This window comes from Salininema proteolyticum (assembly GCF_042685645.1).
GTDB classification, from domain to species: Bacteria; Actinomycetota; Actinomycetes; order Mycobacteriales; family Micromonosporaceae; genus Salininema; species Salininema proteolyticum.
This window is the reverse complement of the sequence record NZ_JBHUNX010000001.1, coordinates 1,800,884-1,827,195: the sequence shown is the minus strand read 5'-3', so window position 1 is coordinate 1,827,195 and position 26,312 is coordinate 1,800,884. Positions and strand designations below refer to the sequence as shown.

Here is a 26,312-nt window from a genome sequence, read left to right as displayed (position 1 = left end):
GTCCACTCTAGCGTCACGCTCCCTCGGACCCCCTCAGAAGAACGTGGGGAGGGCGTCGACCACGGTCCCGTCCTCGACCAGGGGAACGAGCCGCCACTTGTCGAAGATCGTGCACGGGTGGGACAGCCCCAGCTCGACCGTGTCACCCACCGCGAGGTCGGCCTGGACCCCGGTCAGCGTCAGGTGCTGGTCGGCGATGGCCGCCGAGGCGTGGTCGAAGTGGAGCGGTCGCGGCAGGTCCTGGTCGAAGGGCAGGTCGCGCCGTCCCGCGTCGAGGACGGCCACGCCGGGTTCGGGCAGGGAGAGCACGCGGACGCGGGCGGTGCAGACCGGCTTGAGGACCGGTCCGTCCCCGCCGCGCTCGAAGGGGGCGATCCGGCGGTAGAAGCCGTGGTCGTGGACGGCGTAGGCGCCGGCCCGCAGCAGGATCCGCTCTCCCCTCCCGGCGAGGACGGCCGCGACGCGGTCGTAGAAGGCGCTGCCGCCCACCGTTATCGCCGCGTCGTCGGCCTCGTGGTCGAGGCCGCGGTGCAGCTCGGCCAGGTCGCTCAGGTAGGCGTCTACCGCGGCCAGGGACTCGGGGTCCGTCCGCCCGGTCACGGCGCCCTCGTATCCCGCCGTTCCGGCCAGGGTGAGGTTCGCCGACCGGCGGACGGCCTCGGCCACGGCGCGGGCCTCTTCCAGGCTCCGCGCCCCGCCCCTGCCGCCGGCCACGCCGAGCTCGGTGTAGACGCGCAGACCGCCGCGGCAATGGCGGTCCAGCAGCGCGACGCCGTCGAGGGAGTCGGCGAACACGGAGACGCGGGCCCCCGCCTCGGAGACGGCCGACAGCCACGCGACAGCCTCGGGGTCGGTGACCTCGTTGGCGATGAGGATCTCGCCGACGCCGGCGAGCACGGCGACGCGCGCCTGAGCCGCGTTGGCGACGGTCACGCCCGCCGCCCCGGCCTCCAGCTGACGGCGCCACAGACGCGGGGCCATGGTCGACTTGCCGTGCGGGGACAGCTCGATCCCCCTCGCCGCGCACCATTCCGCCATGGACTTCACATTGGAGTCGAGGGCCGCCGCGTCGCCGACGACGACCGGGGTCGGCAGGGACGCCTCGGAGGGCCTCTCGGCCAGCCAGTCCGAAAGCCTTCGGCCCCAGGCGGAGAACGGAACGGTGTGGTAGTCGGCGTCCAGGACCGGGTCGTCCCAGTCTCGCTGTGGCGCCGGGAGAACGGTGGAGTCCATGGTGAAAGCCCTCGCAACCGGAGTGGATCGTCCAATAACTGTAAGCTATCCTAACAGCATGTCTGAGAAGCAAGCGATCCGCACCACCGACGCACCGCCGCCCGCCCACGCCTTCCCGCAGGGCGTCCGCAAGGGCCCCATGCTGCAGGTCTCCGGACAGGGCCCGGTCGACCCCGCCACCAGTGAATACCTCTACCCCGGCGATGTCAAGGCCCAGACGCTGCGCACCCTGGAGAACGTCCACGCCATCCTCGCCGCCGGCGGAGCGGGCCTGGACGACGTCATCATGCTGCGCGTCTACCTCACCACCCGCGACGACTTCGCCGCCATGAACGAGGCCTACGCCGAGTTCGTCGAGAAGCACACCTCGGAGGGCACGCCCTACCCGTGCCGCACCACGGTCATCACCGGCCTGCCGCGCGAAGAGATGCTCGTCGAAGTCGACGCCCTCGCCGTCGTAGAATAGGCACCGCCGGCGGCCGCCCGCGCCATCCCCAGCGGAACCGGGCGGCCGCCGCAACGAACACCCCGCCCCCGGAAGGGAACTCCATGCTCGACGCCGTCTGCATAGGCGAATCCATGATCGTCGGATCGGTCCCCCCGCCGCACCGCCTGAGGGACGCCCACTCGGTGTCCCTCCACTGCGCCGGTGCCGAGTCCAACGTGGCCATAGGCCTCGCCGCCCTCGGCGGAGACGTCGCCTGGGCCGGCCGCCTCGGCGGAGACCCCTTCGCCGGGCACATCATCGACGTGCTGCGCCAGTCGGGCGTGGACACCCGCTGCGTCGAGTACGACTCCTCCGCCCCCACCGGCGTCTACTTCAAGGACCCCACCGGAGAGGGCACCCAGGTCTACTACTACCGCGCCGGATCGGCCGCCTCCCGCATGGGCCCGGGCTTCCTCGACAAAGTCCCCGCCGCCCGCGCCCTCCACCTCTCCGGCATCACCCCCGCCCTGTCCGACACGTGCGCGCAGATGGTCAAGACCGCCGTCGACGGCCGCCGCCTCGGCACCGGCTCCATCCTCAGCTTCGACGTCAACTACCGCCCCGCCCTCTGGAGCGTCGCCGAGGCCGCCCCCGTGCTCGGCGAACTGGCCGAGTCCGCCGACCTCGTCTTCACCGGACTCGACGAGGCGCAGACGCTGTGGAACACCGCTACCCCCGACGACGTGCGCGAACTGCTCCCCCGCCCCACCGCCCTGGTCGTCAAGGACGGAGCGGTCGGCGCGACCCTGTACCTGCGCGACCAGCCACCGGTGCACCTCCCCACCCCGCCGGTCGACGTCGTCGAGGCCGTCGGCGCCGGAGACGCCTTCGCCGCCGGAGTCCTCCACGGCCTCCTGCGCGAAGCGGCCCCGCCCGTCTGGCTCGAACTCGGCCACTACATGGCCTCCCTGGCACTCACCAGCGTCGGGGACACCGCCCCCGCCCCCGACCCGCACCGCGTCGAGGCCATCATGGCCGGCCGGACCCGACCCACCTCATCCGACACGTAAGGAGCACCATGACCACCTTCGACGAGATCCTCGGCGGCCACCGCATCATGGTCATCCTCAGGGGACTGTCCCCCGAGGACACCCTCGCCGCCTCGACCGCCGCCTGGGACGCGGGCGTCGAGCACGTCGAGGTCCCCATCGGCGAAGAGCACCAGGTCGCCGCGCTCGCCGCCGCCGTCGAGGCCGGCGCCGACCGCGGCAAGAGCGTAGGGGCGGGCACCGTCGTCTCGGCCCGCCACGTCGAATGGGCCCACGGCGCCGGGGCCGCCTACACCGTCGCCCCCTCCCTCTCCCCCGCCGTCGCCGGGGCCTCCGCCTCGGCCGGAATGCCGCACCTCCCTGGCGTCGCCACCCCCACCGAGGCCGCCCAGGCGGTGAACCTCGGGCTCGACTGGGTCAAGGTCTTCCCCGCCGCCGCGCTCGGACCGGCCTGGTTCAAGGCCGTCAAGGGGCCCTTCCCCCGCCTGAGAACGGTCGCCACCGGGGGCGTCAAGCCCGAGACCGCCCCCGACTACCTCGCCGCCGGCGCCGACGTCGTGGGCATGGGCTCCAACCTCGGCGACCCCGCCAAACTGGCCGAACTGCTCTAGACGGGGGAACCCATGCTGCACCTGCGAAGCGCGCTGATCGTCGACGGCACCGGCGCCGAGCCGTTCCGCGGCGACCTCCTCCTCGAGGGCGACGAGATCACCGCCGTCGGCCCCGGACTCGACACACCGCCCGGAGCGCGGGTCGTGGACGCCGACGGGCTCGCCGCGAGTCCCGGATTCATCGACATGCACGCGCACTCCGACACCGCCGCCCTCGAAGGCGACCACCGCGCCAAACTCGCACAGGGGTGCACGAGCGAGATCGTCGGCCAGGACGGACTGTCCTATGTGCCCTCCGACGCCGACACCGCTCCGCAACTGGCGCAGGTCCTCACCGCCTGGAACGGCGAACAGGCCCCGCCCTGGCGCACCGTGGCCGACTACCTGGCGGCCGTCGACGCCGGCTCCGCCGCCAACCTCGGCTACCTGGTCCCCCACGGCACCGTCCGCCTGCTCGCCATGGGCTGGGACCACCGCGAGCCGACCGACGCCGAACTGGCGCGCATGAAATCGCTCGTCGACCAGGGCATGCGCGAAGGCGCCCTGGGGCTCTCTGCGGGCCTGTCCTACACCCCCGGCATGTACGCCGACACCGCCGAACTGGTCGAACTCTGCCGCGTCGTGGCCGCCCACGGCGGTTACTACTCCCCCCACCAGCGTTCCTACGGCGCCGGCGCCCTGGAGGGCTACGCCGAGATGCTCCGGATCGGTCGCGAGAGCGGCTGCGCCGTGCACCTCGCCCACGCCACCATGAACTTCGCCCCCAACCGGGGACGCGCGAACGAACTGACCGCCATGGTGGACGAGGCCGTCGACGCCGGGCTGGACGTCACCCTCGACTCCTACCCCTACCTGGCCGGGTCGACCATGCTCTCGGCCCTCCTGCCCAGCTGGACGGCCGAGGGCGGCGCCGAGGCGCAGCTGGAACTGCTGCGCGACCCCGAACAGCGCCGGCGCATCGTCCGCGAACTCGACGTGGTCGGCACCGACGGCGCGCACGGAGTGCCCGTCGACTGGACCGGTATCGAGATCAGCGGCGTCGCCGACGAGGGGCTCGCCCACCTCTCGGGCAAGTCGGTCGCCGAGGCCGCCGGGGAAACGGCGCCCGCCGAGTTCTACCTGGACCTGCTCATCGCCGACAGGGCCCGCTCCACCTGCCTGATGCACGTGGGCGACGAGGACAACCTGCGGCACATCATGCGCCACCCCGTCCACACCGGATCCTCCGACGGGCTGCTGCACGGCACCCGCATCCACCCCCGCGCCTGGGGTTCCTTCCCCCGCTACCTCGGACACTACGTCCGCGAGGCGGGGGTGCTCGGGATCGCCGAGTGCGTCCGCCACCTGACCGGGGCCGCGGCGGCCCGCGCCGGGATCGCCGACCGCGGCCTGCTCGCAGCGGGCAAGAAGGCCGACGTGGTCCTCTTCGACCCCGACACCGTGGCCGCCGGGTCGACCTATGCGGAGCCGAGGCGCCTGCCCGAGGGGATCCCCTACGTGTTCGTCAACGGCCGCACCGTGATCGACGACGGCGAGCCGACCGGCGAGCGCGCCGGGCGGGCGCTGAGGAGGAACGTCCGGAACCATGGTTGAAACCGGCGCCCGCGACCACCGCTTCATTCCCGCCTCCGGTGTCTGCAACTTCCGCGACATGGGAGGCCTCCCCACAGAGGACGGGCGCAGGATCCGTCCCGGCAAGCTCTACCGGTCCGACCATTGGCGGTACGCCACGCGGGCCGATCGCGAGCTGACGCGCCGTGCGCCCGCGATCCGGAACATCATCGACCTCCGCACGTCCGGGGAGCGTTCCGAGCACGGCGTGTTCCCGGTCGCGGCGGGTCAGACGCTCCACGAGCTGACCATGGTCCACCTGACTTGGGACCGGTTCGACGGAACGGACGCCGACCCGGCCGTGCACGGAGACCTTCCCGGCTTTCTCGCGCAGCGCTATGCCGCCGTGATGGAGACCGGTTGGGAGTCCGTCCGCGATTCGCTGAACGTCGTCGCCGGCGGCGATCCGACCTTGGTGCACTGCATGTCGGGGACGGACCGGACCGGCATTGTGATCGCCGTGGCCCTGAGCCTGGCCGGGGTGTCCGACGAGGAGATCGCCGCGGACTACGTCCTGAGCAATGTCGGCGTCGACCGGATCCGGGCGCGCCGGGCGGGCGTCGATCCCGCCGACTATGAGGGTGCGAGCGACCATTGCAGGGTCGAGACTATTCCGGCGGCCTTCGCGATGGTCCGCGAGCGCTTCGGGTCGATCGAGACGTACGCGAGGGTCATCGGGTTGACCGACGTCGCGGCCCTGCGCCGTTCGCTTGTGGAGTCCTAGGGGCTCAGCCGAACGGGACGGGGCCGCTCGGCGTACGCCTGCCGATAGGGGTCTATCGCCTCAAGTCTGCGCAGCTTGCCGCGCACTCCCCTCCGGCCCGGCTCATCCCGGGGCTTAGAAGCGGACGTTCCGAAATGAGACATGACCGAATAGCATAATAGATATGTCGATCTCCACCTCCTCCGGACTGCTCCTCCACGTGGCCCTCCTGGGTCCGTTCCAGGCGTCGTGGGGCGGCTCGCCCCTGGAGTTCAAAGGCCGTCAGCTCCCTCAGCTGCTGGCCCTGTTCGCCCTGAACGCGGAGCGCCCCGTCTCCACCGACCGGATCATCGACGTCCTCTGGGAGGACTCGCCCCCTCTCTATCCGCGCCGGATGGCCCTCAACCTCGTGGGCCGGCTCCGCCGCATGCTCGGCGACCTCGACCCGGGCCTCCTCGACTGCGCCTCGCGGTCCCTGTTCACCCTGCGCCGCTGTCGGACCGACGTGGAGTCGTTCGACCGCGCCCTCCGGTCGGCGGCCTCCGACCACCGGGCCGAGCGCGCCGACGACGCCCTCAAGAAGTACGAGCTTGCTCTGTCCCTGGTCCGGGGCGATCCGCTGTCCGGCTGGGACGGAGCGTTCTTCTCCGCCGAACGGGCGCGTCTGGAACGCGCCGTGCGGGAAGCCGAGGTAAGGCGGGCGTCAGCGCTCAATGACACCGGCGCTCCGGCCGCGGCGCTGGAGTTCGCGAACCGGCTGCTCGACCGCGAACCGCTGTTCCAGGAGGCCGTGGGGCAGGCGCTCCGCGCGAAGGCCTCGATGGGCGACGCCGCCGGGGCGAGCGCCCTGTTCCACGGTTTCCGCGAACGCCTCGCCGAGGAGGCCGGCGTCGATCCGAGTGCCAGCCTGTCCAGGGCCTACGCTCGGGCTCTCTCCGCGCCGGTCCAGTCGGACGGAGAGCCCGCGGTTCCGGTCGCCGCGCCGAGGCAGCTTCCCATGGTCCCCACACACTTCGTGGGGCGGGCGGACGAGGTCTCCGCTCTCGTCGGCCATTTCACCGATGCGTGCGACAGCGGTGTCCGGCTGGCCACCGTCAACGGCACGGGAGGGGTCGGCAAGTCCGCGTTGGCGGTCTTCACCGCCCACCGGTTGGCGGAGTGTTTTCCCGACGGGCAGTTGTACGTCAACCTCAACGGCGCGACGCCGGGGGCCGACCCGCTCGCTCCCGGGGAGGTGTTGGAGAGGTTCCTGCGGTCGCTCGGGCATGAGCCTGTCGAGCGGGCCGGTCTCGACGAGGTCGCGGCGCAGTTTCGCACCGCCGTCTCCGGTCGGCGGATGTTGGTCGTGCTGGACGACGCCCGTGACGCCGACCAGGTCGCTCCCTTGCTGCCGGGCAGCGGGTCCTGCGCGGTGCTCGTCACGAGCAGGTGCTCGCTGGCGGGCATGGACCCCGGTGTGAACCTGCACTTGCGCCCGCTGGCGTGGAGCAGCTCCGTGAACCTGCTGCGGCGTTGTTCGCAGGGCGCCTCCCTCTCCCAGGTCGACTGGGGCGTGCTGGCGGGGCACTGTGCCGGGATGCCGCTGGCGCTGCGGATCGTCGCCGCCCGGTTGGAGTCCGACGGGGGCACGGCGCCGGACCAAATCCTCGCCGCGATCGAAGACGAGCGGCGGCGCCTGGGCGAAATGGACGACGGGCAGCGGGATCTGAGATCCGTCCTCGCCGTCTCACTGCGCGCTCTGGAGTCTTCCCCGTCCGGCCGGGAAGCGCGTGACCTGTTCTTCCTGACCGGGTCCTTTCCCGGCGACACCGTCTCCCTGCATCCCCTTGCCGCCCTGGCGGAGTCCACGCCGCAGAAGGTGGCTGCGACGATGCGGACTCTGGTGCGGCAGCGCCTGGCCGAGCCCGTGGCGGCGGGGCGGTTCCGCCTGCACGACCTGTTGCGCCTCTTCGCACGCGAGGAGGACCGGAACTCGGCGGTCGGCGAACGGCGCGACCGGATCCGGAGGCTCGTCGGGTTCTACGCCTCTTCCGGGCGCAATGTATTGGAACTGGAGGGGGCCCGTTTGTGGAAGCGCGTCAACCGCATCGCGGCGGCTGGGTTCGCCCCTGGCCGGTCGTTCGCGTCCCTCGCCGAGGGCGAGCGGTGGCTGGACGATGAGCTGCCCTCCCTGATCGCCCTGTTGTGGACGGTGGCGGACGAGCACCCCGACCTCGCTCACGAGGGCAAACTCTTGTTCCACGCGACTTTCCCCGCCTTCATGTACCGCGGGAGCCGGCTCTCGGAGTACACGCGCGCCCTGCGGCGCCTGACCGAGTTGTCCGAAGCGGACTGGGACTATGCCGTGCACGGCGATATAGCCGAGCAGTACCGGAGGGTCGGGGACATGGCAGAGGCCCGGCGGCACCTCGACATCTCCGTGGACCTGGTTCGGCGCAACGGCGAAACGGGGACCGCGGTCCAGTTGATGCACAGGACGTTGTTCGCGCTGGAGGAGGAGCGGTGGGAGGACGCGGAGGAGTCGGCCGTGGTGGCCTGCCGGGCGGCCGAGGCGGAGGGGGAGCCGAGGGCCGCGGCCATCGCTTGGGTCCACCGTGCCCTGGTACGCGCCCGGCGCGGCGATTTCGCCGCGGCGCTGGCCGCGAGCACCGAGAGTCTGCGCCGCGATATGGCGGACCCGTTCCGGGATCTTTCGGTTTCACTGAGCCAACACGGGTTTCGTCTGATCGACGCCGGTGTGCCGGTGAAGGCCCGGATCTGCTTCGCCGGTGTCGAACGCGACCTCGACAGACGCGGCCGTCGTCGCAGCGACTCGTACGTCCAGGCCCTTTGGGGACTAGGGGAGGTGTGCTGGATCGAGGGGCGGAAGGGCGAGGCCCGTGACAACTGGATCGCGGCCCTCACGATCGCCGAGGAGATCGGACTGGTGGGACCCGAGATCCGGGTGGCGGTCGAGGACGGCCGCCACCCGTGGCGCCCCAGGGATTTGATGTTCTGACCGCGACCCGTTCCAAGGAGAATCCCGGTTCGGCCGTGGCGTACTACCGGCCGCAGTGAGCACAATGAAGAACCATCGATACCGGCAAGTTCTTTTGAGCGCGGTATCGATGGGAACCGTGCGAGGAAGATCTCTCAGGCGCCGAAGATCTCGTCCCTTGTCTTCCCCCGCGAAGCGGCCTCCAGCCACCGGTTCACGGTGTCGAGGTCGTCGCACTGCCGGATCCGGCGGCGGTCCTCTTCGGTGAATCCCAGCCCAAGGGCCTCGTCGAGGTTGGCCAGCAGCGTCCGGTTCTGTTCGAGTCGGGCGGTTCGCTCTTCACGGCGCCGCGCTTCCACCTTGCGGCGCAGTGCGTCCTTCTCGCTGCGCAGTGCGTCCGCCTCACTTCGGACTGCGTCCGCCTCATTGCGCAGTGCGTCCGTCTCACTGCGGACCTGCTCGAGTTCCGCGCGGACCTCGGCAGTCCATTCCTGCCACAGGCGTCCGCGGTAGGGTTCAAGCGTCATGGCCATGAATTCCTCCATTATCTTGAGCGATTCTTCCTCCACCGAGGCCAGGAGGTACTTAATATACCGCGTGCCCTCCTCCTCGGGAAGCACCTTGATCTCGGCGAAGAACGCCGACAGGATCGCGTTGTACTCCGGCTCCTTCTGGTGCACCATCGCGGACAGGGCGGCAACCTCGGCCATGGACCCGTCGCCGGCGGTCCTGGTGACTTTAGGGAAATTGTCCGGACCCAGGACGATGGGCCGCAGTTCGAAGCCCGGGTGTCCGAGGGCGAAGGGCCCCTTCGCCCATTCGGCCACGGCCGCCTTGAAGCAGATGGCGACGAAATAGGTGGGCAGACCGTACTTGTGCGCGATGTTGGCCAGATAGGCGGGCCAGGCCCAGCGCCGTTTGCGGCGCTCGTCCTTGTTCTCGGCGTCCTTGCTGCGCTGCACTTCGACGATCACGGCGCTGACGGGGACGCCTTCCCGATAGCAGAGGGCGACGTGATCGCAAGTCAGCGTCCGCACTTCGAGGTCGGTGGCGACTTCGGACACGGCCCGTACCTCGTCGACCGGGGCGATGTGCACGCCGCCGTACTGCAGCAGGCGCACGGCCACTTCCGGTTTGCGCTGCAGCAGGCGCAGCGGAGTCTCGTGTTCTTGGCTCGGCATGCCCCGACACTAAGGGGGCGAGAGGATCAGCCCGGCCCGCGACACTCGGTGAGGACTGTCGGGTATCCGATCGTCGTTCCGGACACGGGAACGGCTGCCGAGCGTAGATCCGCTCGGCAGCCGTCTCACACGTCTTGATCTGAGCCGCATCCGGTCGCGCGACCGGCACGGCCGCCCCGATATCGGGTTCTGCGATTCGCGCCGCGCCTCAGAATCGGCGGATCGCGCCGAAGAGGCGGTCCCCGGCGTCGCCGAGCCCGGGCACGATGTACGCGTTCTCGTTCAGCCCGTCGTCCACCGAGGCGGTCACCATGGTCAGCGGCAGCCCGGACTCGGCCAGGCGGTCGATGCCCTCGGGAGCGGCCAGGACGCAGACGATCATGATGTCCTCGCAGCCGCGGTCGGCCAGGAGCCGGCAGGAGTGCAGGAGCGAACCGCCCGTGGCGACCATGGGGTCCAGCACGATGGCGCGGGAACCGGAGAGGTCCTCGGGCAGCGACTCCATATAGGCGCGGGGCTCGAAGGTCTCCTCGTCGCGGGCCAGCCCCACGAAGCCCATCGTCGACTCCGGGATGAGGCGGCGCGCGGCGTCGGCCATGCCGAGGCCCGCCCGCAGCACCGGCACCAGGAGCGGCGGGCTGTCCAACTGGTAACCCTCCGCGGGCGATACCGGGGTATGGATCTCGCCGACGCGGACGGGCAGGTCGCGGCTGGCCTCGTACACCAGCAGGGAGGTCAGCTCGTCCAGCGTGGAGCGGAACTCGGGGTCTCCGGTCTCCTTGTCGCGCAGAACGCTCAGGCGGGTGGCGACCAACGGGTGATTGACTACGTTTACATCCACGTTCACCAGGGTAGACGTAAGGAACGTCTCAGGGGAAGCCCGCGGGCGAACATGTGGCCGGGCCTCCGCGCCGGGGTGTCGAAGCCCCGGCGCGGAGGCCCGGCCCGTTCATGCGGTCGTACGCGGCGAGCTGAGGCGCGCGGCGCCGAGGACCTGTGGAACAACAAGCTCGTGCTGCGGTCCGCTGAGGCCCCGCTCGCGGCGCCGAACCGGGCCGTGCCGTCGTCGGCCCTGACCCTTGAGGGCTGAGACCCCGCGCGCGACGCCGAGCCTAGGAGTAGGTCTTGACGACCTCTCCGGCGGCGTCGGTGACCTGCACGGCGATGTTCTTCGCGCCCTCCTGTACGGTGTCGGCGACCTGCTTGAGGATGGCCAGGTCCGAGTCGGAGAGACTGGCGGCGTCGGTGGCGATGGTCAGGACCTCCCCGGCCTTGTCCACCGTGAGCTCCACGATCTGGAAGTCGGCGACAGTGGAGATGGCGTCGTTGAGGGTGTCCTTCGCCGCCGTCAGGTCGGCACCGGGGTCGACGCTGATGTCCGGCAGGCTCGGCATCTCCAGCGAGGACAGCTGATCCTTGGCGTCGCCGACGGGGTCCTCTCCGCAGGCGGCGAGCGTTCCGAGCGAGAGAAGGCCCGCGAGGGCCGCCGCGGCGGCGCGAGTCGCTGTCTTCATACGGCTTGTCCTTTCGGCCGCGTCCGGTGAACGACGCGGGTCGCATGGTCGTGGCCCCGCCGGGAGGCGGGAGTCTGCGCCCATTCTAGGCGCGGCCGCCAAGCGCGAAGGCGCGCCGGCCGACGAGGGCCGCCGGATGGGACGGTGTTCACACCCGGCGGCCGATCCTCACCCGGCGAGAGTGTCGAGCCGGTCGCGCCAGAGGCGGACCTTCTCGGCCTCGACGGGACGGTCCCATCCGCTGCGGGCGGCCGATCCGATGTGGAAGCCGCGGACGCCGGCGTCGTAGAGCCGGTCGAGGTGGTCGAGTTTGAGGCCGCCGCCGACCAGGAGCCGGTGGGAGGGCTCGCGGCCGAGGAGCACGTCCATTCCGGCCGCCACTCCCCCGGCGGCCCCGGCGGTGAGGACGGCGTCCAGGCGGGGCAGGGCGTTGACGGTGGACCACACCTCGGCCGGGTCCAGCGAGTTGTCGATGGCGCGGTGGAAGGTCCAGGGCAGGCTCGTGGCCTCGATCAGTTCGAGGACGGCCTCTTCGTCGAGGGACGCCTCGGCGTCGAGGAAACCGAAGACGAAGCCCTCGGCTCCGGCGTCGGCCAGTTCCGAGGCCGCCTCGGCGAGCCGCCGGAGCTCGTCGCGCCCGGTCTGGAACCCGGCGTTGGCCCGGAGCATGACGCGCTGGGGAAGGTCGGTGGCGGCGGCGATCTCCTTGACGGTGGCGACCGACGGGGTGAGCCCGTCGGAGGCCATGTCGGAGACGACCTCGAGGCGGTCGGCCCCTCCCGCCGCGGCCGCCTCGGCGTCGGCGGCGTCGAGCGCGATGACCTCTAGCAATGCGTGTGAAGTTGTTTCCGTATGCACAGTGCGATTGTGCCACCGGAAGGGGGGCCGGCGGAGTCGGCCGCACAGGTCTGGTGAGGTGGCCTCGCTTACGCCCGGGCGCTCTGCCGCTTCCACAGGGCGTGGTAGGCGATGATCGCCAGGGAGGTGGAGACGTTGAGCGAGTCGGCGTTCCCGAGCATGGGGATCACGATCCGCTGGGAGGCGGCGCCGGCCAGCTCGCCGGTGAGGCCGGAGTGCTCGGCGCCGACGGCGATGGCGACGCCGCCGGAGTAGTCGGCCGCGGTGTAGTCCACGGCCCCCTCGGGGGTAGCCGCCAGGATCCGGACGTCCCTCTCCGCCAGCCACGCGAGGGTCTCCTCGAGGGCGGCCGAGGCGAGCGGCACGGAGAAGACCATGCCCTTGGAGGCCCGCACGACGTTGGGGTTGCCCCAGTCGACCACGGAGTCGACGGCGATGACCGCGTCGGCGCCCATCCCGTCGGCGGTGCGGAGGATCGCCCCGAGGTTGCCGGGCTTCTCGACGCCCTCCGCGAGCAGGACGAGCGGTTCGGGGCCGGGCGCGATGTCGGCGAGGTCCCCGTCGGGGAGGTCCGCGGTGGCCAGCCAGCCGTCAGGCGACTCGCGGTAGGCCATCTTGGCGAAGGCCTCGGGACCGACCTCCACCACCGGCAGGGACCGCTCCTCGGCGTGGGAGAGGAACTCCTCGCGGTCGGCGTCGTCGACCAGGTCGGGCGCGTAGTAGAGGGTGCGCAGCCGGGCCCCGGCCGCCAAGGCCGGCCGCAGCTCGGCCCCGGCCTCCACGACCGTCAGCCCGCTCTTGCGGCGTTCGCGCCGCTTCTTGAGGCCGGCGATCTTCTTGACCTCGGGGTTCTGGGCGCTGCTGATCAGCTTGGGTCGCACACTCACCGCTCTACCCTAGCGGGGCGGCAGGTCGCCGTCGGCGAGCAGCGCGGTCTGTATGACGGCCGAGACGCCCTCGGTGCGCCAGCCGCGCCCGGACTTCTCGAGCTCCTCGGCCAGCGCGGCGTCGATGCCGGCGGCCAGTTCGCTCTTCATGACGCGCAGCGCGGCGAGGTTGGTCGGGAAGTAGGAGGCGATGTCCTCGAAGGGGGTGGAGAAGTTCCAGTGCAGGTCGCTGGTCAGGCGCCGGTAGTTGAGGTCGCCCTTGGCGATGACCAGGACGGCGCGCTCGTAGCGTTTGCGGAGGCTGTCGGGCAGGTCGCGGTAGGTGCGGGGAGCGGTGTAGAACCAGTGGGTCTCGACGGTGAAGCGGCCTTCGCCGGCGGCGGCCGCGAGGCGGTCTCCGGCGGCGGAGACGGCCTCGTCGCGGTGGCCGCGCAGGTGCGCGAGCGCGGCGGAGAGGTCGGCGGCGGTGGCGTCGGAGACGAAGAACGGCTGGGGTTTGACGTCGACGGCGACGTCGGCGGCCAGTCCGCTGCGGAGGAGTTCGTCGGCGAGGAGGAGGTCGGCGGTGATCTCGCGTCCGGCGTTGTCGGCGATGATGACGACGGTGCCGGGCGCGGTGTTCTCCAGGAGGGTCCAGATACGGGGTCCGTCGTCGGACAGGAGGCGGTGGTCGCGGTCGGTGGCGCCTATGCCGGGTGTGTCGATGCGGACGGCGAGGTCGGCGAGGTTGCCCCAGAGGCTGGTCTCGAGGACGGCGTGGCGGCGTTCGTCGTCGGGGAGGGTGAGGGCGGTGGCGGCGCGGTCGAGGAAGGGAGCGATGGCGTCGGGGGCGAGTTCGGCGTTCTTGACCGGTGCGAAGGGGTCGACGCCGTGCCAGGGGGAGTCGGCGTCGAAGTACTCGACGGCGATGAGGAGGCGGCGGTAGAAGAGGGCCTCGGCCCAGAGGAAGGACAGTCGGGACCAGGGGAGTCCGACCTTCTCGTCGAGGCCTTGGGCCCAGCCCCAGGCGTGGTCGCCGACGGTGGGGAGGGGTGAGACGGTGCCTTCGACGGTCTCGGTCTGGAGCGCGGCGAGGGCGGCGCGGATGCGGGCGGAGTAGGGGAAGTCGGCGGTGAGGCGTTCGATGAGGCGGGGGTGGCGGTTGTGGAAGACTCCCCAGCCGTAGTCGGCGGGGTCGGCGATGCCGATGGGCGCGGGTCCGTCCTGGAACGACACTGGTGTGCCTCTTTCGTTCTCGCTGGGCGTTCGCCGCTAGTCGTCGCGCGGCGACGGGGTCGATTATAGGGGCCCGGGGGCGCCCATTTCCGCGAATCATACTCCGGTTGTCGGTTTGGGCATGATAATGCGAGTGGACATCCTATGTGAACTGCGAGGTCGGGAACCATGTTCGAATTGTTGACGCGCAACTGGGGCTGGGTGCTGTTCCGCGGCCTCCTCCTCATCCTCTTCGGTGTCATGGCCTGGGTGTGGCCCGGCCTGACCGCCTACACCCTCGTCATTCTCTTCGGAGCGTATTCCCTGATAGACGGTGTCTTCGCGATCATCATGGGCGCGAAGGGCGGTGAGGGCCGGGGCCTTTTGATCTTCACCGGCATCCTCGGTGTGCTCATCGGCATCATGGTGTTCATCTGGCCGTTGGAGAGCACGTTGGCGCTGCTGGTGCTGATCGCGGTGTGGGCGGTGGTCATCGGTGTGTCGTACATCGTCAAGGGCATCGAGCTCAAGGGCGACGCGGCGGGCCGCTGGCTCTTGATCCTCTCGGGTGCGGCCGGTGTCGCGCTGGGCTTCGTGCTGATCTTCAACCCCGGTACGGGCGTGCTCGGTCTGACGTGGGCGATCGGCCTGTTCGCGATCGCGTGGGGCGTGTTCTCCATCATCGCCGCCGTCCGGCTCAAGAAGCTGCGCGACTCGGCGAAGGCCTGAGGCGATAAGCCGACGACGACGGGCCCCGCTCCACCGTGGAGCGGGGCCCGTCGTCGTCGGCGGTGGAAGTGCGGGCCTACCATGTCGCCATGTTGAGATCTCCGTTCATCCGGGTCCTGTCGTGGATCCTGAGCGCCCTGGCCGTCGCCTTCGTCGTCATCCGCCTCGCCGGGTGGGACCGGGGTTTCGTCCTGGTCGCGCTCGTGGGGTTCGTCCCGGCCGCGGCGCTGTGCCTCCTCCTGCTGGGAGGCGGGCAGGCTCTGGCGAGGCACTGGTGGCAGGCGGCGGTCTCGGGGCTGTGCGGCCTGGCGCTGGTGGCGGTGTGGGTTCCGCGCGGGATGGAGGGTTCGCCCGCGAGCGAGGGCGATCTGACGGTGCTGAGCGTGAACCTCCTGGTGGGCGCCGCCGACGTGGAGAAGGTCGTCGAGTACGTCGAGGAGCGCGAGGTCGACGTCATGGCCGTCCAGGAGCTCACTCCGCACGCCGAGGACCGCTTCGGGGAGCTCGGGCTGGACGCGGTCATGCCGCACTCGATCAGGGAGACCGGCTGGGACGCGTCGGGTTCGGCCCTGTACTCCCGCCACCCGCTGGAGCGCCTGGAGGGGGCCGAACCCGACGGGATCTTCCACCAGTTCGCCGCGAGGGTCAGCGTGCCGGGCGAGGGGGCGTTCAACTTCATGGCCGTGCACACCGCCGCGCCGCGCTTCACCTGGCGCGTGCCGCTGTGGGAGGAGGACATGGACTCCTTTCCCGAGCCGGGCGGGGATCCGTGGATCCTCGCGGGGGACTTCAACTCCACCCTCGACCACTCCGCGCTGCGCAGGGTGCTCGACCAGGGATATGACGACGCGGCCTCGGTGACGGGCGGGGCGATGGCCGCGACGTGGCGCATGGAGGGCTATCTGGGCGGTTGGCTGCGCGCTCCGGGCATGACGCTGGACCACGTCCTGGTCAGCCGCGACACGGTCGCCGTCGCCGATTACGAGGTCCTCGACGACATCGGCTCGGACCACCGTCCGATCCTGGTGGAGGCGGCGGTGTTCTGACCCGTCCGCGGACCGGAACGGTCTAGCCGGGCGGCTAGGGCGGCGGGTAGCATTCCCACATGTGAATCACACACGTGTCGGATACCTCTACGCCTTCGCGGCGTACTTCCTCTGGGGGCTCTTCCCCCTGTACTGGAAGCTCCTGGAACCCGCCTCCCCGCTGGAGGTCCTCGCCCACCGCGTCCTCTGGTCGGCCGTCCTGGTCATGCTCATCCTCGTCACCCTGCGCCGGGTCGGCACGCTCAGGGACATCCTCGCCACGCCCCGCAAGCTCGCGGGAATCGCCCTGGCCGGGCTGCTCATCTCCGGCAACTGGGGTGTCTACATCTACGCCGTCCACACCGACCACGTGCTCGAGAGCGCACTGGGCTACTACATCAACCCGCTCATGTTCGTCATCGCCGGACTGCTCGTGTTCGGCGAGCGCCTGCGCCCGCTGCAGTGGACCGCGGTGGCCTTCGGAGCGGCCTCGGTAGCGACGTTGACGGTCGACTACGGGCGGCTGCCGTGGATCGCCCTGGTCCTCGCCGCCTGCTTCGCCCTCTACGGCGTGGTCAAGAAGCGCCTGGGCCTGCCCGCCGTCCAGGGCATGTTCTGGGAGACCGCCGCCGTCGTCGTGCCCGCGATGGCGTTCCTCGCCTGGCTCAACTCCACCGGGGAGGACACCTTCGCCCGCCTGGGCTGGGGCCACGCCCTGATCATGGCGTCGGCCGGCGTCGCCACGGCCGTGCCGCTGCTGTTCTTCGCCGGGGCGGCCAACCGCATCCCCATGGTCGCGATCGGCATCATGCAGTACATCGCGCCCAGCATGCACATGGTGATCGGCGTCGCCATACTCGGCGAGCCCATGACCCCCGTGTCGTGGGCGGGGTTCGCCCTGATCTGGACGGCCCTGGCCGTCTTCACCGTCGACGCGGTGCGCGCATCGCGGGCCGTGAGGGAGTCCACAGTGAAGATACCGGCCGCGGTCGAATAGGTGTCGAACGGCACTATCGGTGGAGCGCACGACCCCTGCTCGGATAACCTGGGGGCATACGAATTCTCTTAGATGCGCTACCCAACGATGAGGCGCGCGCCCCACCGATCCCAGTCTGGAATCAGTTTGAACACTAAGACACGCACACCTCGCTTCGCCCTGCCCAAACCACTGGTCCCGTTCGTGCGCACCGAGCTTCTGGCCGGCCTGCTCGTCGCCGTGGCGCTGATCCCGGAGGCCATCGCCTTCTCGATCATCGCCGGCGTCGACCCGAGCGTGGGACTGTTCTCCTCGGTCATCATGGCCGTCTCCATCGCCTTCCTCGGCGGACGCCCCGCCATGATCTCCGCCGCGACCGGCGCCATGGCCCTGGTCGTCGCCCCGCTGGTGGCCTCCCACGGCGTGGGTTACATGATCGCCGCGACGCTGCTGGCCGGCGTCATCCAGGTCGTACTGGCGCTGACCGGAGTCGCCAAGCTCATGCGCTACATCCCGCGCAGCGTCTTCGTCGGCTTCATCAACGCCCTGGCGATCCTCATCTTCCTCGCCCAGTTGCCGCACCTCAAGGGCCAGCCCTGGCCGGTGTGGGCGATCGCGATCGGCGCCCTGGCCGTCATCGGCCTGTTCCCTCTGCTGACCAAGGCGATCCCGGCCCCGCTGGTGGCCATCGTCATCCTGACCTCGATCACCGTCGTGTTCGCCATCAGCGTCCCGACCGTCTCCTCCATGGGCGAGCTGCCCTCCGGCCTGCCGTGGCTGACCCTGCCGGGCGTGCCGCTCACCCTTGAGACGCTCCAGGTCATCGCGCCCTACGCGCTCGGACTGGCCCTGGTGGGCCTCCTGGAGTCGCTCATGACCGCCAAGGTCGTCGACGACGCCACCGACACCCGCTCCTCCAAGACCCGCGAGTCGCTGGGCCAGGGCATCGGCAACGTGCTCGTCGGCGCCTTCGGCGGCATGGCCTCCTGCGCCATGATCGGGCAGACGATGATCAACGTGAAGTCCGGCGCCCGCTCGCGCCTGTCGACCTTCGCGGCCGGAGGGTTCCTCCTCATCCTCATCGTCGCCCTGCACGACGTGGTAGGCGTCATTCCCATGGCCGTCCTCGTCGCCATCATGGTGTTCGTGGCGTTCGTGACCTTCGACTGGCACTCCATCAGCCCCAAGACGCTGAAGAACATGCCGATCTCGGAGACGGTCACCATGGTCGCCACGGTCGCGGCCACCGTCGCCACCCACAACCTCGCCATCGGCGTGGGAGTGGGAGTCATGGTCGCCATGGTCGTCTTCGCCCGAAAGGCCTCCAACCTCGTCGAGGTCACCAGCGTGACCGACCCCGACGGCTGCACCGAGGTCTACGCCGTGACCGGCGAGCTGTTCTTCGCCTCCTCCAACCAGCTGGTCGAGGCCTTCGACTACCACTGCGAGCCCGGCACGGTCGTGATCGACCTGAGCGACGCCCACATCTGGGACTCCTCCGCGGTCGCCGCGCTCGACGCCGTCCGCGAGAAGTACCACAAGGCCGGCAAGGACATCGAGGTCATCGGCTTCAACAAGTCCTCCCAGGAGATCCACGAGAAGCTCTCCGGAGAGCTCACCTCGGCCCACTAGACGCCGATGGAGCCGGAAGGGGCCCCGCCGCGCGGCGGGGCCCCTTCCGTATATCAGGAGGCTCACCGGCCCTGCGGAGGTATTCCCATTGACGGGCCCCGGGGACCTGCCCATACTGATCCGGTGACCAATCCTTACGACGACCCCGAGATCGCCGACATCTACGACCACACCTTCGGGTGGGCGCCGGACAACGAGTTCTACTTCGCCTACATGCAGCGGGCCGACCGGGTGCTGGACATCGGCTGCGGAACCGGCCACCAGTTCCGGGGGGCGTGGGACCGCGGCTGGAGGGGCCGGGGCACCGGGATCGACCCGGCCCGGGGGATGCTCGACCGGGCCCGCCTCCACCCCCAGTTCGAGTGGCTGCAGGGCACCGCCCCCGAGTTCGACTGGGCCGACGAGTTCGACTTCGCGCTGATGACCGGGCACGCCTTCCAGTACCTGCTGTCGGAGGCCGAGATCCTCGCGACGCTCAAGGCCGTGCGCCGCTTCCTCAAGACCGGCGGCCGCTTCGGGTTCGAGACGCGCAACCCGCTGGTGAAGGGATGGGAGGGCTGGCCCGAGCGCTACGGCGGCTCCACGACCAACTCGCGCGGGGAGGTCATCGAGAAGGAGTACCGCGTCGCGAAGAACGTCGAGGACCGCTGGATCACCAACTCCTGGATCGAGACCAGTCCCGCCTGGCCCCGCCCGCTCTCCGGCAGCGAGACCCTCTACTTCGCGCGGAAGGAGGAGCTCGACCGCCTCTTCGACAAGGCCGGACTCGAACTGGTCTCCCAGTACGGCGACTTCGCCCTCAACCCCTACTCCCCCGACAGCCCCGAGATCATCTCCGTCGTCAGAAAGGCCTGACCCTTGAACACGGCCACCGACGCCGGCACCGGCGCGCAGCCGCCGACGCTGCGCCTGCGCGCCTGGAAGGCCGCCGACTTCGACGAAGTCCGCCGCTCCTTCGCCGACGACTCCATGCGCGGGCAGTTCCACGCCCGGGACACCCTGGAGGCGAGCACCGCCGCCTGGCTGGAGGGAGCCTCCAAACGCTACAGCCGCGCCGGGACGTTCTTCCACTGCGTCACCGGACCCGACGGGCGCGCGCTGGCCAATATCGCCTGCGCGCCGATCGACGAGCACGACTGCGGGTGGGTGTCCTACTGGACCGTCCCTTGGGCGCGGGGGAAGGGCGTGGCCTCGCGGGCGCTGTCGTTCCTCGTGCCCTGGTGGCACGACGAGGCCGGCGTCGCCAGGCTCGAACTGGGCCACCGCGCCAACAACCCCGCCTCCGGGGCGGTCGCGCTCAGGGCCGGCTTCCGGGAAGAGGGCGTTCAGCGAGGCAAACTGCGCTATGACGGCGTCCGCTACGACACCGTGGTCTACGGCCGGTTGAGCGAGGATCCGCGGCCCGGGACCGACGACCGCGTGGCCTTCGTCGAGGAGCCCCTCGTCTGAGTGGCGGCACGGCGCCTTGGAGCTCGCACCGGCTCCCCAATCACTGGCAGCACCCGCGAGTGAGCGCCGCCCGCGACCGGGCGGCGCTCACTCGTCGGATCCGTTCGCGGATCAGGTCTGCATGTTGTCGTGTATGGCCGTGATCAGCTCGCCGTCGGCGGTGTCGCCGGACAGCTCCCAGAAGAACGCCCCCTTGAGCCCGAGGCCCTTGAGGTAGTCCATCTTGGAGGCGACCGTGGCGGGAGTGTCATAGCCCCACCACTGGTTACCGCACTGCCCGTAGGCCGAACCGCCGATCTCGCCGGTCGCCGGGCAGCGGTCCTTGATGAGCTTGTAGTCCTCGATGCCCTGTTCGTAACGTCCCGGCGCGGGCCCGTTGCCCTTGCCGGCCCCGGCTTCGGTGGCGTACCAGCCCCTTCCGTAGAAGCCTATGCCCATGAGCAGTTTGTCCGGCGGTATGCCCAGGGAGATGTACTTCTCCAAGGCCGCGGTGGTGTGGAACTCGGGGATCGGGATCCCGTCGTAGCCCTGCTTGGGCGAGTGCGGAGCGACATCGTCGTTCCATCCTCCGAAGAAGTCGTAGGTCATGACCATGAAGAAGTCGGAGGGTTCGGCGGCCGCAGCGTAGTCGGTGGCGTCGATCTTGCCTCCGGGAGTGGCGTCGGCGGTGACCGCGGCGGTGACCAGGTCGCCCCCGAAGCGGCCCCGCAGCGCGTTCATCAGGTCGGCGAACGCGTCGGGACCGGAGTCGTCGCAGGTCAATCCGCAGGCGTTCGGGTACTCCCAGTCGATGTCGATACCGTCGAAGAGCCCTTCCCAGCGCGGGTCGTTGACCAGGTCGTAGCAGGAGTCGGCGAAGGCCTGCGGGTTCTGCGCGGCCTGCCCGAAGCCGCCGGACCAGGTCCAGCCGCCGAAGGAGTAGAGGATCTTCAGGTGCGGGTACATCGCCTTGAGCTTCAGCAACTGGTTGAAGTTGCCGCGCAGCGGGTCGTTCCAGCGGTCGCCCTCGCCGTCGACGGACTCGCCGGGCTGGTAGGTGCGTTCCATGGCGGCGAACCGGTCGCCCATGGCGCACCGTCCCCCTTGGACGTTGCCGAAGGCGTAGACGATGTGGGTCAGCTTCTCGGCCGATCCCGAGGTGACGATGTTCTTGGCGTGGTAGTTGCGGTCGTAGACGCCCCATTCGGTGAAGTAGCCGATGTTGTAGTACGGCCCCGGGTCGATCGGGTCGGGCGGGTCGCCGCCGCCGTCGTCGCCGCAGGTGCCGACCCGCTCCCACACGCCCCATTCACCGCCGGTTCCGGGCTCGTCGCCCTGGGTCCACCAGCGGGCCTGCCAGGTCGCGGCGGAGTGGCTGACCCGCTCGCCGCCGTTGTAGACCGTCGCGGCCGACCAGGCCGGGTCGGTGCACTCGGCCTCCGCTCCGGGTTGCCGCGCGCTCGCGCCCGTGGCGGCCAAGGCCGTTCCCATGATCATGAGCGCCGTGCTCAGTGACGCCAGCAGGCGTCTCGTTGTCTTCTGTCCCACCATAGCCCCCTTTTGGTTAAGACAGTTTTACACTGTGATATTTATCATTATCTATATACAGGGGCGGTGTCAAGACCTATGGGAAGGTTTCCTAAAAAGAAACGGGGGCGCCCGGGATCAGGAGGTCTCCACCCCGAGCCTCTCGGCGGCCCGGGCGAAGGCCTTCAGGGCCTTCGGGGAGAACAGGACGAACCTGACGTCAGCTACCGTGGTCTCCGACGTGGCGACGGCCTCCACCGCCACGCGGGCGGCATCGGTCAGGGGCCAGCCGAAGGCGCCGGCGGAGAGGGCGGGAAAGGCGACCGACGCGGCGCCGAGCTCGGCGGCCACGCGCAGCGACTCGGTGTAGGCCGAGGCCAGGGTGTCCGAGCGGTCCTCGGCGGCGTCGTACACCGGGCCGACAGTGTGGATGACCCAGCGGGCCTTCAAGTCCCCCGCCGTCGTCGCCACGGCCTGACCGGCGGGAAGGCCGGTCGGGAACGCCGTGGCGCGCAGTTCCTTGCAGGCGGCCAGGATCGACGGCCCGCCCGCGCGGTGGATCGCTCCGTCCACACCCCCTCCGCCCGACAGCCCCGAGTTGGCGGCGTTCACGACGGCGTCGACATCCTGCTCAGTGATGTCGCCCTCGACCAGTTGAATCCGGGCCACAGTGACCTCCCGACTCTCGAAACTCCGGCGCCGCAGGCACATCGGCGCCCCTTTGAGAGGGTACCCCAAGGCGTGCTCCCGCACACCGCCGCCGGACGCGTCCGGTCAGGCGATCCCGTCGGCGAAAGCCTCCTGGACCGCCTCCAGGTTCTCGCACCACCAGTCGCAGAACCGCGCCTCCGGGGCGAAGAACAGGTCGCAGTCGTACTTGGCGCGGTCGAAGTGGAAGACCAGCATCCAGAAGTGCGTCAGCCCCTCCCACCACTCGTGGGCCACGGCGAAGGCCAGATCCTCGGGGTCCAGCGGCCGGACGGAATGGTAGCCGCGCACGAACGCCGTCACCGAGTCCAGGTCGAGCCGGTCGCCCGGCGAGTTCATGCCGAAGTCGACCGTGCACGTGCGGGCCACCTCGTGTGAGACCGGCCCGTACTGCAGGCGGTCCCAGTCGATCACGGCCGCTACCCGGTCGCCCTGCCACAGCAGGTTCTGGGAGAGGAAGTCGCCATGGAGGAGACCCTCCTCCCGGCGGGCCGGGGCCACGGGGCGGTGAGAGGCGAAACGGTGCAGCAGCTCCCTCTTGCGCCCGATGACCTCCCGTGCCAGGGCGTCGAAATCGTCGGCTACGTCCTTGGCATCGATGACGCCCGCGAACCGGTCCAGCTGCGCCAGCGCGTCCTCCACCGCTATGGGGCTGCGGCGGTAGCGCCCCAGGGAGCCCGCGTCGAGGAACCCGGCGTCCATCTCCCGATGCAGGCCGGCCATCGCCGCACCGTAGGACTCCGCCTGGGACAGGGTCAGGGTGCCCGCCCGCCGGTGCTCGCCCTCGGCCCATTCCACCAGGTAGTGCTCGCTGTCGCCGTCGATCCAGACGTATCGCCCGTGCGCCGCCCTCCGCGGCCTCGGAACGGGGAGGCCCCGGTCGGCCATCGCCCAGGCCATGGCCAGCTTCGTCTCGACCCGTGCCACGGGCGGCCGCATCTGTTTGAGCGCGTAGGCCCCCGTCTCGGTCGTCACCTTCCAGCTGCGGTGGTAGTGGCCGTCGAACAGCTCGTCCCGGCCCAGGACCCCGCCTATCCCGTAGGCCTCGGAGAGGGATTTCTCATCGAAGGGCATTGGGGCACTGTACTACCCGTTCCACCGCGGGAAGGGCTCCGGGGCCGGGTCCGGTCCGCTCTCGGTGCGGCCCAGGCCGTCCACCACCGGGCAGGACGCCCCGCCCGGAGGCCGCCGCAGGTTCCGGAAGAACGCGTCCACATAGTCGTCGACGCACCCGCTCCCCTGCGAGTACACGGTGTGCCCGTAGCCTTCGTAGGTCACCAGCGCCGCCCCGTTCTGGTCGGCGGCCGAGACGTTCCACGGATAGACCGTGGCGTGGTCGAACCGGGTGCCGACCATGAGGATGTTCGCACCGGCCCGGGTGCTCGTCGGACGCGGCGGATTGGTCGTCTCCCCCGTGTAGCCCTGACAGATCAGGGAGTAGGAGTTGTAGGGCGTCCACTGCATCGTCGGGAAGCGCTCGGCCAGGTCGTCGCGCAGGGCCCGGAACTCGGCGAAGGTCTCGGTCGTGAAGCCCCAGTCCTGGCACCACACGGCTTGGGACACGAAGTTCGACTCCCCGCCCCGCTCGCGGTCCGCCGAGACCGACTCGGCGGGGGTCTCCCCCTCTTCCAGGAGGCGCAGGGTCTCGGCGAGGAAGGACCACTGGCCGGGGTCGATCAGGTTGGCGAAGGTCATGGTGTTGAACCAGTCGAAGCCCTTCGGCTCGCCGGTGGAGGCCAGCAGTTCGTTCCGCAGGGCCGCCTCGCGCAGGCGGCCGTAGACCGCGGTGACGTCCTCGCCGTGCAGGGCGCACTCGGCGTCCTCACCGCACCAGGCGGCGAACTCCCCGAACAGCTCCTCCACCGCGCGGGTCTCGTCGGCGGCGAACCGCTCGACGGTGTCCACCGAGTGGTCCATGTTCCCGTCCAGGACCATGGCCCCCACGTTCTGCGGGTAGAGCTCGGCGTACTGCTGGCCCATGAGCGATCCGTAGGAGAGGCCGAGGTAGTTCAGCGGTCCCTCGCCAAGGGAGGCGCGCACGGCCTCCATGTCCCTGGCGACCTGCATCGTGTCCACATTGTCGAACAGCGGCCCGGTCCGCCGCCGGCAGTCCTCCCATAGCTCGGCCCCGGCCCGGCGCCACCGGTCGAACTCCTCCTCGTCGCTCGGCGCGGTCATCCGCGAATAGCGGTCGACGACATCGGCGTCGCAGGCGATGGCCGACGAGGAGCCGACGCCCCGCGGGTCGAATCCGACCACGTCGTAGTTCTCGTGGAGCCGCTCGGTGATCCAGGGACCGGAGAGGACCATGTCCACTCCCGACCCGCCCGGGCCGCCGGGGTTGACCAGGATGGTGCCGAGCCTCTCCCCGCTCGCCTCGCGGCGGGCCAGGGCAATGGAGATCTCCCCGCCGTCCGGGTTCCCCCATTCCAACGGCACTTCCACGGTGCCGCAGTCGGCGTCGGACGCGGCTTCGCACGGTTCCCAGTCGATCGGCGCCGCGGCGGCGGCCGCTGGGGAGTCCAGGGCCAGTGTCCCGGCGGTCAGGGCGGTGGCGGTCAGAATGGCGAGAGAGGATCGTCCGGCTAGCACCGTCGGCCTTTCGGTCGCAGGGATCGGTGCCCGGATCCTAGCAGTCCGGCGGGGCCCGCCGACCCTCTAAAGAGAAAACCCGCTCCGAAACTATTTCCTCTACTGTGGATGAAACTCGGCGTCGCCGTCGCGGTACAGCCAGCGCCCTTCCTCCTTGACGAAGGAGCTGCGTTCCTCCAGGTAGCCGCGCCCATCCGAGTTTCGAAAGTAGGCGCGAAACGTAACCGTGCCTTGATCGTGGAAGGGCGACCCGTCGGTCTTGTCGACGATTTCGAGGCGGGTCCACCGCTCCCCCGGATCGAACTCCACACTGTCCGGACGGGTTCGCGGGTGCCAGGTCCGCATGACGTAGTCCGCGTCGGCGAACGCGAAGGCGCTGAAGCGCGACCGCATCAGCCCTTCGGCCGTCGCCGCCTCCCTCTCTCCCCTGTGGAGCGGCTCGCAGCACTCCCCGTAGACGTCGCCCGTGCCGCAGGGACAGCGCTTCTCCGAGCGTTCCATATCGTTCACCCGGCCAGGATACCCGGAGAAAACGGCTTGCCCCGCACCGAGCACCCGCCTAACATCGGTCCATGACCGGCATCGATGCCCGAATACGGGAGTACTACGAGAAGGGCGGCGAGACCGATAGGCTCACCGCGCACGCCCGGGGACGGCTGGAGTTCGCCCGCACTCAAGAGCTCGTGCGCCGCCACCTGCCGGAGGGGCCGGCCCGCATCGCCGACGTCGGAGGGGGCACCGGCGTCCACGCAGGGTGGCTCGCCGCCGACGGCCACGACGTCACGCTCGTCGACCCCGTGGAACGGCACGTCGAGGCCGCCTCCGCCCTCGACGGCGTCACGGCCGTCCTGGGCGACGCGCGGAAACTGGAACTGGACGACGACGCCGTCGACGTGGTCCTCCTGCTGGGCCCCCTCTACCACCTCACTGAACGCGCCGACCGGGTTCGTGCCCTGGCCGAGGCCCGGCGGGTGGCCAGGAGGCGCGTCATGGCCGCCACCATCAACCGGCCCTCGCTGTGGTGGAACCGGTTCCGCTCCGATATCAAGTCTCGACCCATGACCGTGGAGGAATCGGTCCGCGTGCTGGACGACGGCGTCCTCGACCTGCACGAGCGGGGGATCTTCACTCGCAGCTTCCTGCACTGGCCCGCGGAGATAGCCGCCGAGTCGGCCGAAGCGGGGCTGGAAGTCGCCGGGCAGTTCATGATCGAAGGAATGCTCTACGAGCATGAAAGGCTCCAGGAGGTCTGGGACTCGCCCGCCGAGAGGGAGAGCATGCTCGCCATGGTCCGGTCGGTCGAGTCCGAGCCCACCCTGCTGTCGTGCGGTCCCCACCTGCTGACCGTCGCCGACGTCTGAGCGTCGCGTTCCCACCCGCCGGCGGGGCCTGAGCGCCGTGCCGGCGCCGGGCGGGTTCCCGTGCGCTGCGCAGGTCCGGAGTCGTCGGC

The 26,312-nt window shown here is 70.2% G+C and carries 25 protein-coding genes; 13 read left to right on the top strand and 12 right to left on the bottom strand.

From position 1 onward, the window contains the following. Positions 1–33: 33 nt before the first annotated feature. A complete protein-coding gene (locus ACFTE1_RS08520; protein WP_380617997.1) occupies positions 34–1,233 on the bottom strand; it encodes an alanine racemase in 1,200 nt (399 codons plus the stop codon). A 58-nt stretch (positions 1,234–1,291) separates the two neighbouring features. Between ACFTE1_RS08520 and ACFTE1_RS08515 the strand changes: the two genes are divergently transcribed. From ACFTE1_RS08515 to ACFTE1_RS08490, 6 genes are all read left to right on the top strand, one after another. Further along, complete coding sequence (locus ACFTE1_RS08515) at positions 1,292–1,699, top strand: RidA family protein (RefSeq protein WP_380617996.1); 408 nt, start codon at positions 1,292–1,294, stop codon at positions 1,697–1,699. Between the two features lie 83 nt (positions 1,700–1,782). After that, the gene (locus ACFTE1_RS08510) at positions 1,783–2,730 is read left to right on the top strand and encodes a sugar kinase (protein ID WP_380617995.1); all 948 of its coding nucleotides are present in this window, start codon (positions 1,783–1,785) and stop codon (positions 2,728–2,730) included. A gap of 8 nt (positions 2,731–2,738) precedes the next feature. Further along, on the top strand, positions 2,739–3,320 hold the full coding sequence (locus tag ACFTE1_RS08505; protein ID WP_380617994.1) for a bifunctional 4-hydroxy-2-oxoglutarate aldolase/2-dehydro-3-deoxy-phosphogluconate aldolase: 582 nt from the start codon (positions 2,739–2,741) through the stop codon (positions 3,318–3,320). Between the two features lie 12 nt (positions 3,321–3,332). Then, positions 3,333–4,913: an N-acyl-D-amino-acid deacylase family protein gene (locus ACFTE1_RS08500; protein WP_380617993.1), complete on the top strand. Its 1,581-nt coding sequence runs from the start codon at positions 3,333–3,335 to the stop codon at positions 4,911–4,913. Next, on the top strand, positions 4,906–5,655 hold the full coding sequence (locus ACFTE1_RS08495) for a tyrosine-protein phosphatase (protein WP_380617992.1): 750 nt from the start codon (positions 4,906–4,908) through the stop codon (positions 5,653–5,655). The genes ACFTE1_RS08500 and ACFTE1_RS08495 overlap by 8 nt, the downstream gene beginning before the upstream one ends. A gap of 163 nt (positions 5,656–5,818) precedes the next feature. Beyond that, positions 5,819–8,632, top strand: coding sequence for an AfsR/SARP family transcriptional regulator (locus ACFTE1_RS08490; protein WP_380617991.1), 2,814 nt, complete (start codon positions 5,819–5,821; stop codon positions 8,630–8,632). A 134-nt stretch (positions 8,633–8,766) separates the two neighbouring features. Here ACFTE1_RS08490 and ACFTE1_RS08485 read toward each other — a convergent pair whose 3' ends face one another. The 6 genes from ACFTE1_RS08485 to ACFTE1_RS08460 form a co-directional block, all read right to left on the bottom strand. After that, positions 8,767–9,792, bottom strand: a complete 1,026-nt coding sequence (locus ACFTE1_RS08485; protein ID WP_380617990.1) for a hypothetical protein — start codon at positions 9,790–9,792, stop codon at positions 8,767–8,769. 208 nt (positions 9,793–10,000) lie between these two features. Further along, complete coding sequence (upp, locus tag ACFTE1_RS08480) at positions 10,001–10,633, bottom strand: uracil phosphoribosyltransferase (protein ID WP_380617989.1); 633 nt, start codon at positions 10,631–10,633, stop codon at positions 10,001–10,003. A 271-nt stretch (positions 10,634–10,904) separates the two neighbouring features. Continuing rightward, the gene (locus ACFTE1_RS08475) at positions 10,905–11,306 is read right to left on the bottom strand and encodes a hypothetical protein (protein WP_380617988.1); all 402 of its coding nucleotides are present in this window, start codon (positions 11,304–11,306) and stop codon (positions 10,905–10,907) included. Between the two features lie 168 nt (positions 11,307–11,474). Further along, complete coding sequence (locus tag ACFTE1_RS08470) at positions 11,475–12,164, bottom strand: copper homeostasis protein CutC (protein ID WP_380617987.1); 690 nt, start codon at positions 12,162–12,164, stop codon at positions 11,475–11,477. A 68-nt stretch (positions 12,165–12,232) separates the two neighbouring features. Then, the gene (locus ACFTE1_RS08465; RefSeq protein ID WP_380617986.1) at positions 12,233–13,051 is read right to left on the bottom strand and encodes a TrmH family RNA methyltransferase; all 819 of its coding nucleotides are present in this window, start codon (positions 13,049–13,051) and stop codon (positions 12,233–12,235) included. Positions 13,052–13,060: 9 nt separating this feature from the next. Then, positions 13,061–14,266, bottom strand: coding sequence for an ARMT1-like domain-containing protein (locus ACFTE1_RS08460; RefSeq protein WP_380617985.1), 1,206 nt, complete (start codon positions 14,264–14,266; stop codon positions 13,061–13,063). A gap of 168 nt (positions 14,267–14,434) precedes the next feature. Here ACFTE1_RS08460 and ACFTE1_RS08455 point away from each other — a divergent pair, with 168 nt between their 5' ends. The 6 genes from ACFTE1_RS08455 to ACFTE1_RS08430 all read left to right on the top strand — a co-directional run bounded on the left by ACFTE1_RS08455 (position 14,435) and on the right by ACFTE1_RS08430 (position 20,056). Continuing rightward, entirely contained in the window at positions 14,435–14,974 is a 540-nt protein-coding gene (locus ACFTE1_RS08455) for an HdeD family acid-resistance protein (RefSeq protein ID WP_380617984.1), read from the top strand. Positions 14,975–15,063: 89 nt separating this feature from the next. Next, complete coding sequence (locus ACFTE1_RS08450) at positions 15,064–16,020, top strand: endonuclease/exonuclease/phosphatase family protein (RefSeq protein ID WP_380617983.1); 957 nt, start codon at positions 15,064–15,066, stop codon at positions 16,018–16,020. Positions 16,021–16,081: 61 nt separating this feature from the next. Then, positions 16,082–16,996 (top strand): EamA family transporter RarD, encoded by a 915-nt coding sequence (gene rarD / locus ACFTE1_RS08445; RefSeq protein ID WP_380617982.1) that lies wholly within the window; start codon positions 16,082–16,084, stop codon positions 16,994–16,996. Between the two features lie 87 nt (positions 16,997–17,083). Beyond that, positions 17,084–18,607, top strand: a complete 1,524-nt coding sequence (locus ACFTE1_RS08440) for a SulP family inorganic anion transporter (RefSeq protein WP_380618068.1) — start codon at positions 17,084–17,086, stop codon at positions 18,605–18,607. A gap of 123 nt (positions 18,608–18,730) precedes the next feature. Then, positions 18,731–19,462 carry a class I SAM-dependent methyltransferase gene (locus tag ACFTE1_RS08435; RefSeq protein ID WP_380617981.1) on the top strand — a complete coding sequence of 244 codons (732 nt, stop codon included), beginning with the start codon at positions 18,731–18,733 and terminating at the stop codon, positions 19,460–19,462. A gap of 3 nt (positions 19,463–19,465) precedes the next feature. Then, a complete protein-coding gene (locus tag ACFTE1_RS08430) occupies positions 19,466–20,056 on the top strand; it encodes a GNAT family N-acetyltransferase (RefSeq protein ID WP_380617980.1) in 591 nt (196 codons plus the stop codon). Between the two features lie 111 nt (positions 20,057–20,167). On the opposite strand, the gene ACFTE1_RS08425 is transcribed toward ACFTE1_RS08430, so the two are convergent. The 5 genes from ACFTE1_RS08425 to ACFTE1_RS08405 all read right to left on the bottom strand — a co-directional run bounded on the left by ACFTE1_RS08425 (position 20,168) and on the right by ACFTE1_RS08405 (position 25,363). After that, positions 20,168–21,583: a glycosyl hydrolase family 18 protein gene (locus ACFTE1_RS08425; RefSeq protein WP_380617979.1), complete on the bottom strand. Its 1,416-nt coding sequence runs from the start codon at positions 21,581–21,583 to the stop codon at positions 20,168–20,170. Positions 21,584–21,700: 117 nt separating this feature from the next. After that, a complete protein-coding gene (locus ACFTE1_RS08420; RefSeq protein WP_380617978.1) occupies positions 21,701–22,273 on the bottom strand; it encodes an O-acetyl-ADP-ribose deacetylase in 573 nt (190 codons plus the stop codon). A 63-nt stretch (positions 22,274–22,336) separates the two neighbouring features. Further along, positions 22,337–23,344 (bottom strand): phosphotransferase, encoded by a 1,008-nt coding sequence (locus tag ACFTE1_RS08415; protein WP_380617977.1) that lies wholly within the window; start codon positions 23,342–23,344, stop codon positions 22,337–22,339. A gap of 12 nt (positions 23,345–23,356) precedes the next feature. Beyond that, positions 23,357–24,862 (bottom strand): alpha/beta hydrolase, encoded by a 1,506-nt coding sequence (locus ACFTE1_RS08410; protein WP_380617976.1) that lies wholly within the window; start codon positions 24,860–24,862, stop codon positions 23,357–23,359. A gap of 99 nt (positions 24,863–24,961) precedes the next feature. Next, positions 24,962–25,363 carry a YchJ family protein gene (locus tag ACFTE1_RS08405; protein ID WP_380618067.1) on the bottom strand — a complete coding sequence of 134 codons (402 nt, stop codon included), beginning with the start codon at positions 25,361–25,363 and terminating at the stop codon, positions 24,962–24,964. Positions 25,364–25,434: 71 nt separating this feature from the next. Between ACFTE1_RS08405 and ACFTE1_RS08400 the strand changes: the two genes are divergently transcribed. Next, positions 25,435–26,223 (top strand): class I SAM-dependent methyltransferase, encoded by a 789-nt coding sequence (locus ACFTE1_RS08400; protein ID WP_380617975.1) that lies wholly within the window; start codon positions 25,435–25,437, stop codon positions 26,221–26,223. The last annotated feature ends 89 nt before the right edge of the window (positions 26,224–26,312 follow it).